The 14,319-nt window shown below is 33.2% G+C and carries 12 protein-coding genes and 6 pseudogenes; 10 read left to right on the top strand and 8 right to left on the bottom strand.

Features of this window, described 5'->3' with window-relative positions; all coding sequences use genetic code 11:
* The first annotated feature begins 54 nt into the window (after window positions 1-54).
* From OTBS_RS06045 to OTBS_RS06015, 7 genes and pseudogenes are all read left to right on the top strand, one after another.
* On the top strand, window positions 55-243 hold the full coding sequence (locus tag OTBS_RS06045) for a hypothetical protein (RefSeq protein ID WP_011944620.1): 189 nt from the start codon (window positions 55-57) through the stop codon (window positions 241-243).
* Between the two features lie 50 nt (window positions 244-293).
* Window positions 294-1,240 (top strand): annotated as a pseudogene (gene traU / locus OTBS_RS06040) (conjugal transfer pilus assembly protein TraU).
* 80 nt (window positions 1,241-1,320) lie between these two features.
* Entirely contained in the window at window positions 1,321-1,641 is a 321-nt protein-coding gene (trbC, locus tag OTBS_RS06035; protein WP_011944350.1) for a type-F conjugative transfer system pilin assembly protein TrbC, read from the top strand.
* 58 nt (window positions 1,642-1,699) lie between these two features.
* Window positions 1,700-3,325, top strand: coding sequence for a conjugal transfer protein TraN (traN, locus tag OTBS_RS06030; protein ID WP_232488951.1), 1,626 nt, complete (start codon window positions 1,700-1,702; stop codon window positions 3,323-3,325).
* A gap of 5 nt (window positions 3,326-3,330) precedes the next feature.
* A pseudogene (locus OTBS_RS06025) lies at window positions 3,331-4,035 on the top strand (conjugal transfer protein TraF).
* Window positions 4,032-5,335 (top strand): annotated as a pseudogene (locus OTBS_RS06020) (conjugal transfer protein TraH). Before OTBS_RS06025 ends, OTBS_RS06020 begins: the two co-directional pseudogenes overlap by 4 nt.
* Before the next feature lie 313 nt (window positions 5,336-5,648).
* On the top strand, window positions 5,649-6,605 hold the full coding sequence (locus OTBS_RS06015) for a type IV secretion system DNA-binding domain-containing protein (protein WP_011944671.1): 957 nt from the start codon (window positions 5,649-5,651) through the stop codon (window positions 6,603-6,605).
* A 1-nt stretch (window position 6,606) separates the two neighbouring features.
* On the opposite strand, the pseudogene OTBS_RS06010 reads toward OTBS_RS06015, so the two are convergent.
* The 8 genes and pseudogenes from OTBS_RS06010 to OTBS_RS14290 all read right to left on the bottom strand — a co-directional run bounded on the left by OTBS_RS06010 (window position 6,607) and on the right by OTBS_RS14290 (window position 12,011).
* A pseudogene (locus OTBS_RS06010) lies at window positions 6,607-7,543 on the bottom strand (Rpn family recombination-promoting nuclease/putative transposase).
* Window positions 7,528-8,624: pseudogene (locus OTBS_RS18400) on the bottom strand (toprim domain-containing protein). The pseudogenes OTBS_RS06010 and OTBS_RS18400 overlap by 16 nt, the downstream one beginning before the upstream one ends.
* A gap of 25 nt (window positions 8,625-8,649) precedes the next feature.
* Entirely contained in the window at window positions 8,650-9,327 is a 678-nt protein-coding gene (locus OTBS_RS05995; protein WP_041621197.1) for a hypothetical protein, read from the bottom strand.
* Between the two features lie 181 nt (window positions 9,328-9,508).
* Window positions 9,509-10,381 (bottom strand): hypothetical protein, encoded by an 873-nt coding sequence (locus tag OTBS_RS16605; protein ID WP_050897543.1) that lies wholly within the window; start codon window positions 10,379-10,381, stop codon window positions 9,509-9,511.
* Window positions 10,382-10,415: 34 nt separating this feature from the next.
* A complete protein-coding gene (locus OTBS_RS17620) occupies window positions 10,416-10,607 on the bottom strand; it encodes an AAA family ATPase (RefSeq protein WP_232489037.1) in 192 nt (63 codons plus the stop codon).
* A gap of 83 nt (window positions 10,608-10,690) precedes the next feature.
* Entirely contained in the window at window positions 10,691-11,158 is a 468-nt protein-coding gene (locus OTBS_RS17615) for an AAA family ATPase (RefSeq protein ID WP_269763917.1), read from the bottom strand.
* A gap of 80 nt (window positions 11,159-11,238) precedes the next feature.
* Window positions 11,239-11,511 carry a hypothetical protein gene (locus OTBS_RS15155; RefSeq protein ID WP_173361679.1) on the bottom strand — a complete coding sequence of 91 codons (273 nt, stop codon included), beginning with the start codon at window positions 11,509-11,511 and terminating at the stop codon, window positions 11,239-11,241.
* A gap of 17 nt (window positions 11,512-11,528) precedes the next feature.
* Entirely contained in the window at window positions 11,529-12,011 is a 483-nt protein-coding gene (locus OTBS_RS14290) for a MobA/MobL family protein (RefSeq protein ID WP_080571828.1), read from the bottom strand.
* A 275-nt stretch (window positions 12,012-12,286) separates the two neighbouring features.
* On the opposite strand from OTBS_RS14290, the gene OTBS_RS05985 reads away from it, so the two are divergent.
* The 3 genes and pseudogenes from OTBS_RS05985 to OTBS_RS17950 all read left to right on the top strand — a co-directional run.
* Window positions 12,287-12,742: a conjugal transfer protein TraD gene (locus tag OTBS_RS05985; RefSeq protein ID WP_011944846.1), complete on the top strand. Its 456-nt coding sequence runs from the start codon at window positions 12,287-12,289 to the stop codon at window positions 12,740-12,742.
* A gap of 324 nt (window positions 12,743-13,066) precedes the next feature.
* On the top strand, window positions 13,067-14,278 hold the full coding sequence (locus OTBS_RS05980; RefSeq protein WP_080571868.1) for a tetratricopeptide repeat protein: 1,212 nt from the start codon (window positions 13,067-13,069) through the stop codon (window positions 14,276-14,278).
* Window positions 14,265-14,312: pseudogene (locus tag OTBS_RS17950) on the top strand (hypothetical protein); the annotation flags it as partial. The gene OTBS_RS05980 and the pseudogene OTBS_RS17950, both read left to right, overlap by 14 nt.
* Window positions 14,313-14,319 lie beyond the last annotated feature (7 nt).

The raw sequence follows: 14,319 nt of genomic DNA, 5'->3' as shown, positions 1-14,319 counted from the left end.
TGTAAATAGTATAACTCAATATACTAGTCGATTCAACTTAAAAGAAGGTTTTATATGAAAAGTTGGAAATTACAGCAATTAGAACAAGATCTAGTCAAAATATTCAATTATACGCTTATAAGTGGTGAAATACAGGAGATAGTAAATTCGAGTGGTGAAACTGCATATTTAGTGCCAGGTGTAAAAGATATAGAAAATACTGCTAGCAAATTTCGAAAATATAAAAAAAGGAAGTATACATAATCAAGAAAAGCTGGTAAGTGAAGGAACTGGTAATTTTGTTAGCGATAGTAATGTCTATAACAGCTAATAACTGTTATGCAGCTGCTGGATGTGTTGGAAGATTTGTAAATCCTATAACAGATGTATGTTGGAAGTTCTTGTTTCCAATTACTATAGCTGGATTTAAGGTAGTTAGCAGTTCAATGCCTGATACTAATGCTTCTGGTAGACTTATATGTCTTTGTCCTAAGCCAGGGATTCCAATACCTGTACCTGGTATATTCCGGTAGGATTTTGGGAGCCAGTACGCCTTGTAGATGTTACAAAGTCGCCAATGTGTATGGTAAGTCTTGGAGGTTTGTCATTTGGAAGTGCTACTCAAAAAGGCATGAAAGATGATGCTGAAGGAAGTGCTTTTTATCACATTCATTGGTATGTCTATCCTGTGATTTATTGGCTGGAAATTTTGCTTGATTTTATTTGTCTGGAAATGGCTGCAGTCGATATAGCATATTTAACAGAGTTTGATCCATTATGGAGTGATGACGCTAAATCTGCGATTTTAAATCCAGAAACGCTGTTGTTTCAAAATGTAGCTGCTTATCAAGCATGTATAGCTGATTGCATGAGTTGTGGCGCTGGTTTATTAGCAAGTGATTATGCTTTTTGGTGTGCTGAATGTCAAGGAATGCTTTACCCTTTTACTGGAACAGCTGCGGCGCATAATGGTGGAGTTGGAACATCTGTATTAATGGTAAGTAAGTTTATGGCTAGAATGCATAGGCAACTGATGTTATGGGGATATTATGGTTATAAAGGCTTATGTGGCAAGTATCCCATGCCTATTATGAAGAAAAGTCAGTATCGACTACAAATGACTTATCCGATTCCAGAAACCAGATCCTGCAAGAGCATAGGCCAAACAGAAGCTACATGGCAGGCTGGAAGAGAATTTCCAGTTAATGGTGAAGATTTTGGTTACTTGATTTGGCGAAAAAGAGATTGTTGTTTGCTTTGATAAGGGTTAGAGAGGAATATGGTTATACGAGTAATGATGTTGATGGTTTTATTATTTGTTAATAATGCTAATGCTTTTTTTTGGGCCAGCAAAAAACTTTTATTTTTGTCTCATTTTCAATGAGTGATGAGGCTTTAAAAAGCTATTTTGCTGAATCTCAAAAGGCTGGAGCTCAATTGATTATGCGTGGGTTAATTAATAACTCATTTACACAAACAAAGAATAAAACTATGGAGCTTGGTATTAGCTTCGATATAGATCCTAGCTTGTTTGAACAATATAAAATTGATGTTGTTCCTGTGATAGTAATAGATGATGAAAAAAGAGGATTAACCAAGAAATTAACTGGCCATATTCCTTTAGCAATAGCATTAGAAATTATGAATGAGAATACTCAATGAGATTATTATCTATATTAACTTTTTGATAGTGCTCAATATTAGCTGTTGTTTAGCTTCAATGCAAAGCAGTTATAATGAAGCTAGCAACTATAATGTAAATCTTGGAAATTCTTCAAATACACAAGAATTATTTCATCAAGGTAGTAATGTCAATTATCCTAACAATGATGAGGATTTAACCTACCATGGCCGTAATCAGCTTGGTACAGAAAGTGGGGCAATGTTATTTCAAGCTGAAAACAGTAAAAACAATGCCTTAACTCAACATAATATCAACGATCAAAATTATATGATAGCTAATTCAATGAGAATTGAATCTGATCCTTTAAGTGCCCTTGATAGCAGTAACTTCGTAACTCAAACAAGTAAAACTAATACTGAAATTATTCAAAGTTGTAATGAAGGTAGTAATTTTAACATTGAACTTATTCGAGAATTAAATGTTGAGTGCAGATTAGAGAATGTATGGCTTTCTTGGCAAAACCGGCAAATGGAATTTGCAACAGAAGAAATAAAGGAGAATCATAGTAATTGGCTTAAGAGTCGTAGCGATGTCTATGATGATGAATTAGGTGCACAAATATACTGCCTAGTAGATGATCCCGAAGCAATTGTAAAACAAATGAAATGGGCTATTGCTAATAGGCTTGGTGTATCTATACACCATATTGGTAGAAATTTTTTATTAGAAGTAAATGAAAAAATATGTATACTTCACTATGACTACAGAGATAAGACTCAAGAACTAAGGAAAGTAGCAGAATATTGGCAAGTTTTAAACCCTGAACTTGAGCAATTAACTGAGAGTAATGAATGCTATGAGGTCAATAGAATCAACTATGATGGTGGTGATAGAGTATTTTTTGACAAGTTTAAAGTCAATCGTCCATATTGGAAACAAAAGATTCTTTTTTCTTGTACTAGCGATCCAAAAGATGGCTGCAAACACCTTAAAATTCAGAATTGTGAATTAAAAAACAGCACTTGCCAAAAATCAGTAGCAAATATTTGTTTACTATGGCAGCACGATTATAGCTGTTCAACTGAGAAGCAAACAATGCTACACTCATCGTTGCATAATAACTCAATCTTTTGTTTAGGAGGTAATTGCAACACTCCAACTATTATACCAAATAGAGATATAGCTAAAGTAGCTCATCTAGCGATGCTAAATCAGATGAGCAAGGACATTAAAACAAATCCCGTTTCTGTATTTTCAGGTAAACATCGAAAATGCAAAAAAGATGTATTTAGTTTTTTGAATTGCTGCTCTTCAATGACTGGCTGGGGGCGTGATATAGGCTTATCGCAATGTAAGTCTAAGGAACAAGAATTAGCTTTATATAGGAAAAAAGGTTACTGCTACTATATTGGAACCTACTGTTCTTCAAGAATTCCGATATTAGGTATTTGCTTAGCTAGAAAGTCTACTTATTGCTGCTTTCAGTCGAAACTTGCAAGAATTTTTCAGGAAGAAGCAAGAAAACAGCTAAAAATGAACTTTGGTACACCTGAATGTCCAAAGTGTAGAGGCCTTACAGTTGAGGAATTACAAAAAGTTGATTTCACTAAAATCAATATGGATGAACTATTTGGTGATATACTCACTAAGGCTCAAAGCAGCATGAACAAAGACATTATTGCAGGAATCAAAGATAAAGTTCATCGTATGCAACAAAGTTAGTCTAAATGAGCAGATTATTAATGTTTATGATATTAATTAGTCATTTATCCACTGTTGATGCTTCACCAACAAGATTTTTATGGTACAATGATAAACATGGTCATGAGCTTGATGACTCTGCTGCTAATTCTAAGTTGATGAGTAGGCCTCATGACCAGAGAATCGAGGAATTAAAGGAGCGATTTAATCGAGCTTAGCGTATAGCGCTGGATAATCCAACGCTCGAAAATGTGATTACAGCTCAAAGATTGCAGAAGCAAATCATGGAGAAGGCTCATAAGTTTGCTACTATGTGGCAACTAGCTACTCTACTTGATTACCAACTGATTAATGCTAATGAGCCTGCTAATAGCTTACATAGAAAGCTATATCAAGAAAAATCAGAGCAAAAAAATGATTTCAAACTCAAAAACATTGCTAAAAACTGGGGATTGATTTTGCAAGTTAAACAAGATTGCTTGCTCTGTAAGGCCTTTATGCCTATTGTTCAGTGCTTTGCTAATAAATATGCATTTCAGTTGCTAGCTGTCAGTAAGAATAATGAGTTGCTTAATAAACTAAATCCTAAGCATATTGTACCTGTATTATATTCAGTAGCTAGCGATGGTAAAAAAATATATGCAGTAGCTAGAGGCATAATCTCTGAAGATAAAATTATCGACAATATTCTAGCAATCGATAGATATTATCATAAGTTGGAGACTACATGAGCACCAAAATCAGAGTTTATGCCATTACAATGCTATTATTGCTACAAGCTCCAGTATCACTAGCTTGGAATATCGAAAACGTATTTCAAGGAATGAGTGTTAATGTTACTAGAGCTGGATCATATCAGGATCAAGCGGCTGGATATTATGCGGCTGGCGGATTATCTGCCAGAACAAGCCAAACATCATTTCAGCCATTTGCTATAACTCCACCATCTTTAAACATGAGCTGTAGCGGTATTGATGCCTATCTTGGTAGCTTCTCTGTTATTTCTGGAGAAGAATTAGTTCAATTGATGAAAAACATTGGTTCTCAAGCTAAAGTCTATGCTTTTTCATTAGGATTAAAAACCTTTGCTCCTCAAATTGAGAATGCTCTCAAAGACTTACGTAATCTAGCAATGGAGATGAATCAATTTGCTAAGGGAGATTGCAAATTAACAAAAGCATTATTTGCTACAGCTTTACCAAGAAACTCAGCTATGAGAGAAGCTGTTTGCCGTGATATACAGTCACAAAGCGGGTTTGATTATTTTGCTGCTGGTAAAAAATGTCGTAATTATTTAGATCAAAAACAAGCTCTGCGACAAGCACAAAATAAGGATTCAGAGTTATGCTGGATGATTATAACATCTTCACTAAAGCAGCAGCAAAGGTTGGAATACCATCAAATATGCGTGATTCAATCATGTCTATGACTGGCACTATCGTGGTTACAAACAATAATGTGTACTTTTTTGACTCCTTAGCTCAGGATGAAAAAAGTTGGATTAGTCATTTAAAAGGTGGAGAATCAGCTTCAATTTACAGCTGTGATAGTGTTAGTTGCCTGCATCCAAGCCTACAACGAAATATCACAATATCACCAGAGCAGTCTTATGCAGGTAAAGCTAAGCAAAAATTGACTGATCTAAAAAATAAGTTTGATAAGAATTCTGAATATAGCAACTCTGAAATAGCCTTTTTATCTTCGGATTGGAGAGTATATTTCCCAATTTATGATTATATCACATTAGAAGCTATTTCTGGAGTCACAATTTTAGAGATCTCATCAGAATTAATAGCTAGCTATACATTAGTTCAGCATTTGAAGGAAGTAATCACCGAAATACGTAGAGCCGTTACTTCACTAGGTGCTAAGCAAGTTTCGAATGAACATTTAGAAAGATATTTGAAGGAATTGAATCGAGTACAACTTTTTGCAAATGAAAAATGGACTAGCCTACAAACCGATGCAAGTCGAATAGATAAAAGGGCTAGATTAATAGAGCAGCATTTAATAGCGAAGGAGAAAAGTTAATGGATTACGTAATATACACATTTGGTGGTGGAGATCTGTTATGGCATGTGTTTAATGGCATAGGCAGAGGTCTTTGCTTCAAATAGCGAATACTTCACTCCAGTGGGTCACTTAGCCTTGACTATTGGTGGCATATGGGCTGCTACTAGGGCTATTTTTAGAGGAAATATCGGCATCTTTGCTATGGGAATGGTTTTTTCCATCGATATTTATTTTTACGCTGTTATTTGCCCCCAAATCTACTGTTTGGCTGAAGGATGAAGTATCAATGAGTGCGCCAGTAAAGGTTGATAATATTCCCATAAGTATTGCAATGTTTGCTTCTCTTTCATCGCAAACGAGTTACTTTGTATCTAAAATTGATGACTTTTTTGCTAAAAATGCTGAATTAGTCTTGTCTGAAGCGTTGAAGCTATATCAGGATGACAAAGATATCATAAAACTAATTCATACAATCATTTACTCTGATAATAGACAATTTGTAAAAGCTTTTAGAAACACCGCTGTATCAGGCATTATAAGCGAAAGCGCGCCTGAAACTTCTGCGGGAATTCAATCTACTCTTGGAAAGAATATTACTTCGCTACAATATTTAAAGCCTGGAGGTAATTTTAGCATCAAGGAATGGTTTAGTAATTCTGCTGAAACTGGATGGCTATTTATCACAGCTACTCCAAGTCAAAGAGCTACTTTACAGCCACTTATTTCAGCATGGATAAGTATAGCTATCAAAGCTTTGATGTGTAGAAATCCTAATCATGATAACAAAAACATATGGTTTATACTTGATGAACTGCCAGCTCTACAAAAAGTTTCATCTTTACCAGTTGCTTTAGCTGAAAGTAGAAAGTATGGAGGCTGCTTTGTTGCTGGGTTGCAGAACATTCATCAATTAGAAGCAATATATGGTTCTGCTGAATGTGCTTCTATGCTTGATTTGTTTAATAGTAAATTTATTTTTCGAGTTAGCGATCAGGTTACAGCTTATAAATCAGCATTAACACTAGGTGAGCAAGAGATAATTGAAACTCAAGAAAACTTGTCATATGGATCAAATACTATGCGAGATGGAGTAAATATGAATAATGTTGAGCGTAAAAAGCTTTTAGTTATGCCATCTGAAATTATGAATCTACCAGACCTTACATGTTATGTAAAGCTTGTTGGTAACTTTCCCATCACAAAACTAACTATGAAGCTACAAAACTTAAATATAGCATATGTTTGGGGATATACATTGCTCAAAAAACTTAAGTTAGTGAATTATTAATTCAAGAATTATCCATGCTAACTTTTAAATTAACCACTTCTTCGTTTGATAACCCAGTATTTTCAGCAATAAATTCAACTGAAAAGCCAGCGTTTAATAAGTTCCTTGCAAGCCCTTGTGCAGCTTCAGCTCTGCCTTTAGCTATGCCTTCATCAATATATTGTGCAGCAATTGTTTCCATAATCCTTTTTCTATCCTCAATTGATAAATTTTCGTCCAGTAATTGTTTTAACCTAGGTTGCTCATTTTTACTAACCTTACTTATAGTATAATGCAATAACGCTTTTATGTAAAGAAAGCCATTTTCTTTATCTTTTTGTGCTATTTCGTGTAGTGTATTAAAAAATTTTGCCCATAGCTCTATTATATCCTGTTGATTATGAATATACTTCATAAAATGAACTAGTGCAGCAGTTGCTTTTCTTTTTATTTCACTATCTGGCATTGCTTGCCAATCGATTAATAAGTATTCAGAGCTCATCAACTCCTTTAGCTAATTTAGGATCATCAAACAGTTCCCATAAGCTTCTCGTAGCATTAAATCGGTCAGCTCCATGATATACTACAATTGGTACAACAATTGGTAATTTTCCACGTTCTTTTTTACGCTTTTTAAGTCCTTTTTTATGCCTTTTTAATATTGATAATGTGTATTGCCATAATTTGAACGCAATCCAATAATCAGATCTTAATTCTGCCTCAATAAGTACATATATAAATGCATTATTATTATTTTTTGTTTTAACTGAAAATAGTACGTCACACATACTACGGCGTAGATTGGCTTCAACAAACGATTCTTGCTCAACTTTTATAGTATTTAAATCTAGTACGTTTTTAACTTCATTTGGTAAAAAGTCATTTATAAAATCCAGAGCTGCTTTTGGTTCATTCATTAAATCTTTAAATAGCCCATCGTGTTTTAAATTTTCAGACATAATCTTGGTTGTATATTAGTTTGTATGGATTCATTCTTTTCAGTAAGTTTTCTTATTTCATGGCTGATAATATTTCTAACAGCATATAACCCTTGAGTTTTTAATAGATTATTGAAGTCATTTTTGACTGTGCAGACTGTTGCTCCCTTATCATCTAAAACTTTTTCTGCTTTTTCAGTATTTACGTCATTTTTAACTGCTAGAATGATCTTTTCTTTTGAGGCAGGATTATAGTTTTGCAAATTTTGGGCTTCAATGGCACATAAGATTTTTCCTTCGACTCCAGCATGTTTAATGCTTAGAGCAGTTTCAATATTCTCTGTAAGAATTGTTATAGAAGAGTAGTCTGAATTTTGTTGAGCAATTTCAACAAATGATCCACTAATTGTACCAACAGAATTTTCAGCTGCATCCGCTTTATTACATGTTTTTGAATTCAAGGCTAATATCTTAGCTCCAGTAATTTCATCTTTGTCATTTTTAACAAAAATAGTGAGTGCAGGCCAGGATTTTTGAGTCTTTTCATCAAAAACCATATTTGCTCTTAAATTAGGATTGTCAAAGATTTTTGAACTATAAATTTCTGTATGATTTTCTAAAAATTTGTTGACTGTTGTTACTTCCGCATTAGCTTTTTCCTTTTTGTTATAGTCGTATAGGGGTAAAGATTTTGCATATAATTCTTTAACCTCACTTTGATTCGTTATTAATTCACTTTGTATTTCATTAAATTTAGTAAGTTTAGCAATTTCAGGTATTATGATCTGTCTAATAGCTTCAGCCCCATGAATTTGTAATAGGTCGTGAAATCACCTTCTTGTGTTGGCATCACTTTTAACACCTTTGCTCCACTATTTTCGAGTGTTTTTTTCGCTTTATCAACAGTATTCATTGTTATAGAATTTTGTCCATCATTATCTGCCGCTATGATTATTTTTTCTCCTTCAAATGGTTGATAGTTCTTGAAATTATGTATACCAACAGCAGCGATAATTTTTCCATTAATTCCTGCTTGTTTTAGACTTAAAGCTGTTTCAACGCCTTCTGTTATGATTGTTATAGGCGAATCATGTGGTGCCAATGTACTAATTCTAACAAACGATTCGCTAAATTTTGCCAAAAGCTCGCCTAGGGACTGAAATATCTGCCTTATCGCACGTTTGCGAATTCAAATATACAACTTGTACACCAGTAATTTCACCTTTCGCATTTCTAGCAAATGCTGAAAATGCTGGATAATTTTCATTCGTTTCTCTATCAAGAATTACGCTTGCTCTCAAGTCAGAATTCATTGTAAAACAATCAATTCTTCTATGTTGTTCAAGATATCTTTTTACGATTTGAACTTCAGTATTATTAGTAAAATATAATGGAGAAGACTGATTATAAAAGTATTGAACTTTTCGAATTTTAGCTAGCTCATTTTGAGCAGCGTTTTGAGTGGTTTCTTTACGTTGGTAATTCTGCTTATAACTTGTTATTCCTACCATGCTTGTTAGATATTCCTTGGCTTTAACAAAATCACCGCCACGTTCTTTTCTGGCTAAGTCAAATAAATCTCCACCTTCGCCAGAACTAAAGTCATACCATTTTCCAGCATGCTTGCCACTAGTATTGACGACAATTTTCCCTGTATCTCCCCAACGTATTTCTCCACGTCTAGAGAAATGTTTATTAGGCTCTCCAAGCAAATCACAGGCTATGGTTTCTGCATGAGAAGCTATTTTATTTCTCAATTCTTCCATTAAATTATGATTGTTTGAATTATTGATTTTATCAGTCATACAGAACCTCACCTTCGCTAAATTTATTTGTATTTTTACCGTTTAAATGGTATAATATTTTTGCTGAGTGATTGTTGAGATAGTATTTCTGTTAACGAATCTCTCTAAGTTTCAGGACTTTCGCATTCTGCTTAGCAAAGTCGTATTTTTATTACCCTTGAGCTGCTCTATGCAGCTCATTTTACCTTCGAATACTAATTCTTGGATTTTGTTGTTCAGGCTTTGTGTTGATTTTTTCTGTAGTTGAAATATCGTTTGCGGTCTTTGTAGCCTTTAATTCATTATTTGGACTTATTTCTGATTTTCTTATATCATTAACTATATTAGGTTGTTCGATCTTAATGTCAGCTAATTGCTCTGGTTTTTTATCGTACTGATAATATTTAGCGTTTTTATGAAATCTGTCTCCTACATCAGTTACTATAGACTTAAACCAACCACAAATTTTACTTAAAATAGTTGGATTTTCTTTATTTAAATCTTCATTAGTTTTTAAGTTTATGCTTGCTGATTTATCATTTGGTCTGCTAAGCTGATTTATTAAGCTGTTAATGCTTCTAGTTGCTTCCTTATTGCAATATAGCTGTAATTTCTCTATATGCCTTGTCATAGCTACGTATGAGCTGCTTATATTACTTACTCCATTATGTAAAACGTATACATCTTTTATAGAAGCTCCCTGGGCCTTATAAACAGTACTTGCATAACCATGTTTAAATTGTATTTTGCTTGGGTCAAAACTCACATCTTGTCCTGCATCTGTCTTAGCTACAAATTCATTTTTATTAACCGAAGTTAAAGTTGCAAATTCACTATTTTGTATTTGTAAATCCTTATCGCTTTTTTGAAATACAATTCGATCTCCAGCCATGTAGGACTCTTTCCTTCCAGCTATTGAACGCCTATATTCTGTGCCTTGTAGCGTGCCATTAGCTTTTAACAAAGATCTAATACTTGAATTAAGAATGTCTACCTCTTTATTACGTACTGTAATTACCAATTTTTCATGTAGCTTAAACTTGCTTAGACTCCAGTTGTATCTTAACTTACTCATTGAGTCCTGCAACGTATTATCAAACTTAACGCAGTTATTTTGCCTCAGGTAAGGTTATACCGCTTAAAATATTACTCTCAGCAAACTTCATTGCTACCTCTCTGCTCCAGTTTTCACTTTGTCTTCGAATATTCACTAAAACATGTGAACCGAAAATATTACTCAGAATCTCAAACATTCCGCCTCTTTCTATTGAAGCTAACTGCTTTTCATCCCCAGCGAGTATCAGTTGACAATTATTGTTTCTAACTACTCTAAATAGCTCTGCCTAAGCTTTAGTACCTACCATTCCAGCTTCATCTACTACTATTAACCTATTTTGCATAAAAATTTTTTTCGATTATACAAAAATCCCTTTACTGTATAGACATCTGTATAACCTTTGTTCTTCAGCTCTAATACTGCCTTATGAGTGGGAGCAAGGCCAATAACTTTTTGTCTACAATTTGTTGCAAGCTCATACGCTTTTGCTAAAACATAAGATTTTCCTGTACCAGCTCTTCCTCTTAAGACTTTAACTCCACTAGTGCTAAGCAAAATATGTCTTAGAGCTTGTTTCTGTTCTTCACTAACATTTGTTAGTCCTTCTATATCGCTTTTAAGATTGTAAATATCGTTGTAATAAACCTGATCATTGATTTTATTAGCTATTCTGATTATTCTCGTCTCCTCATTTCGAACCTCAGTTGTAGTAAAATATTTGCTACTTTCACCATCATCATGGTATAACTCTAGTATTCTATTTGAACTAAGTACTTGCTGAACTAACAGTTTCATTTCTGCTTTCGCTGAATATATGGTATATCTTTTACTGCTTTTTCGATATCCTGCTTAAGTAAAAATAGATTTGTAATGTGTTATAGAGAATCCGTTATTACATCAGCATCCTTAATAATTTTTAAATTAGCCTCTTTACGTAACTCATTTTCATTTGCAACTTCATTAATTAAACCCCTAATTCTAGTAGGGCCAATATGCTCTTGCGGTACTGCACTTATCTTATCAACTCTATTTGTTAAGCCTAATTTAGCAAAATATGCATTAATTATTTCCTTCACTTTTTCATGAATCATCTCAGCTTCTAGAATAATAAATGCCTTACCTTTTGATGTTCTGAATTTAGGCTCCAAGTCAACAGCTTTACCACCTAATTCTTCGCCATTCTCTTTAATCTTCTTGTAGTAACCAATATATGCGCATGCCAGTTTTTATCTCCTCTATGAAGCTTATGAATGTCTATCTGTACTCCAAGACCATTTTGCACCCATTCCATTGCATCAACTATTTCATGTGTAATCTTTATTCTATCTTCTAAATTCAATTCCTTATCGTCTGGCAGTGCTATTACGATATCCTTCAACAACTTACTGTTTCTTCGTTTTTCTGTTTGTTCCACCTCATTCATTAATCTTTGGACATTCTTGAATTTTTGATTTACATAATCTGGTATCAGTACTGTATGATATACGTTATCTTTCTTATAAGAGAAGTTATACCTTATATTTGTCTGCTCATTTTTAACAATAGTTCTTGCATTATACGCTGCCTTACAACAACTATCTCCTCCTTTACTTCTACTTAAAAATTCAATCATTGCAAACTGTATAGCCATCTCAACACCAATTCTCACCTGAGTTTTAAGTTAGCATGGTTTTTTTGATTTTGCTAGCACAAACTTCTTTTTTTTAACACTCAATCGGCTAATGAGTGCTCATTTTTTAGCAGTAAACTTTCAAGTTTACATATTGCGTATAAGCTTATTCTTTAATGAAGCTTCTAACCTGAATTCACGTTTTTTTGACTATAATTATTTGATGTTGGTTTGGCAGGTGCGGTTTTTTTCTTTACTGAAATTTTATTTTGATATATTCTTGCCTGATTTTTTTATCTTTCTGAATTACTAACATGGCAAATCTTATGCAGCAAAAAATTACTCTCCAACAAAAAAAGGCTAAGCTAATCATGGATGAGGTTAGCCTTAAAATTAAAGAACGTAAAATGCGTACTAGACGTCTTATCGAAATGGCTGGACTAGTTGCTAAGGCTAAACTTGATCACTTACCAACAAATACTTTATTTGGTGCAATTGTTTCACTAAAAGAAACTTTAATACAACATCCAAATGTTCAGAATCATTGGACTACAATCGGTAAAGATATTTTTGATAAAGAACAGCAAAATAAAGCTGCTGTGATTTTAAAATTTTCCTCTGAACCAGATGAAGACACTAAGCGCCACATTCGCCTTCATGGCTTAAAATGGAACAGTTTTCGTCAAGAATGGTGCGGCAATGTTAAGGACATTGAGGCCTTAAAGAATTGCCTTCTCAATGTTCAGTGCAAACTAGAGCTTGTGTCTTAGATAATAGTTCAAACTATATGCGCAGCTAGCAATATCACTACTGATAGAAAATATAGAGTAAGAATTCCAGAGTAACATAACTGATGGTAATAATAAAAAAAAATAAAGAATTTTGATGAAATTTCTGATAGTGTTAAAAATAAGGCTGTAAAAAAGAAAATTTGATAACAGCACATTTGATTTAGCAATTATCATAGCTAATCAAAAATTTAAAGGGGAATTTTTATAAATCATATGAAATATATGACAGTATTATTAATACAGTTACATCTATTGCATCAAAATAATCTGCTCATATAACAGTATTCAATTTAGGGTAAAGATATGCTAGCAGACAAATATTTTAATAAAGGGAATTCATTTTTTCAGTTAAGAAAATATCAAAAAGCAATAAAGAATTTTGATATAGCTATTAAGTGTAATCCAGATTGTATAGAAGCTTATATTAATAAAGGAATGGCTTTAAAGGCATTAGGACAACATCAAAAGGCAATAGAAATTTTTGATACTACTATTCGATATAAACCAGATTTGGCAGAAGGTTATTATGCTAAAGGAATAACTTTTCAAGAGTTAGGTCAATATCAAAAGGCAATTGAAAATTATGATACTGCTATTAGATATGAACCTGATTTTATAGCAGCTTATATTAATAAAGGAATAGCTTTAGGCAGATTAGGTAAACATCAAGAGGCAATAGAGAATTTTGATACCGCTATTAGATATAAACCTGATTTTGCAACAGCTTACTATAATAAAGGAATAGCTTTAGGCAGATTAGGTAAACATCAAGAGGCAATAGAGAATTTTGATACAGCTATTAGATATAAACCTGATTTTGCAACAGCTTACTATAATAAAGGAAATGCTTTAGATGAATTAGGTAAACATCAAGAGGCAATAAAAAATTATGATACTGCTATTCGGTATAAACCTGATTTTGCAACAGCTTACTATAATAAAGGAAATGCTTTAGACGAATTAGATAAACATCAAGAGGCAATAGAGAATTTTGATACCGCTATTAGATATAAACCTGATTTTATAGCAGCTTATATTAATAAAGGAATAGCTTTAGATGAATTAGGTAAACATCAAGAGGCAATAGAGAATTTTGATACAGCTATTAGATATAAACCTGATTTTGCAACAGCTTACTATAATAAAGGAACTACTTTAGAAAAGTTAGGTAAACATCAAGAGGCAATAGAGAATTTTGATACCGCTATTAGATATAAACCTGATTTTGTAAACGCTTACTATAATAAAGGAACTGCTTTAGGCAGATTAGGTAAACATCAAGAGGCAATGGAGAATTTTGATATCGCTATTAGATATAAACCTGATTTTGCAACAGCTTACTATAATAAAGGAATAGCTTTAAAGAATCTTGGAAAGCTACTAGAAGCAATAGAGAATTTTGATACAGCTATTAAATACAGCCCAAATGATGCAGATGCTTATAATGAAGTAATGTCTTTGAAGGAATTAGGACAACATCAAGAAACAATAGAGAATTTTGATGCAGCTTGTTAGATATAACCCAACTGATGCAGAATCTTACTATAATAAAGGAA

The organism is Orientia tsutsugamushi str. Boryong (assembly GCF_000063545.1).
Classification (GTDB): Bacteria; Pseudomonadota; Alphaproteobacteria; order Rickettsiales; family Rickettsiaceae; genus Orientia; species Orientia tsutsugamushi_C.
Note: the sequence above shows the minus strand (reverse complement) of the source record. Positions and strands in the feature narration are given on the sequence as shown.

Bases quoted from the DNA above. Each gene is read 5' to 3' on its own strand.
- OTBS_RS06045 (WP_011944620.1), top strand. From the start codon at position 55: ATGAAAAGTTGGAAATTACAGCAATTAGAACAAGATCTAGTCAAAATA.
- traN (WP_232488951.1), top strand. From the start codon at position 1,700: ATGCAAAGCAGTTATAATGAAGCTAGCAACTATAATGTAAATCTTGGA.
- OTBS_RS06015 (WP_011944671.1), top strand. From the start codon at position 5,649: ATGTTTGCTTCTCTTTCATCGCAAACGAGTTACTTTGTATCTAAAATT.
- OTBS_RS05995 (WP_041621197.1), bottom strand. From the start codon at position 9,327: ATGACTGATAAAATCAATAATTCAAACAATCATAATTTAATGGAAGAA.
- OTBS_RS16605 (WP_050897543.1), bottom strand. From the start codon at position 10,381: ATGAGTAAGTTAAGATACAACTGGAGTCTAAGCAAGTTTAAGCTACAT.
- OTBS_RS17615 (WP_269763917.1), bottom strand. From the start codon at position 11,158: ATGAAACTGTTAGTTCAGCAAGTACTTAGTTCAAATAGAATACTAGAG.
- OTBS_RS05985 (WP_011944846.1), top strand. From the start codon at position 12,287: ATGGCAAATCTTATGCAGCAAAAAATTACTCTCCAACAAAAAAAGGCT.
- OTBS_RS05980 (WP_080571868.1), top strand. From the start codon at position 13,067: ATGCTAGCAGACAAATATTTTAATAAAGGGAATTCATTTTTTCAGTTA.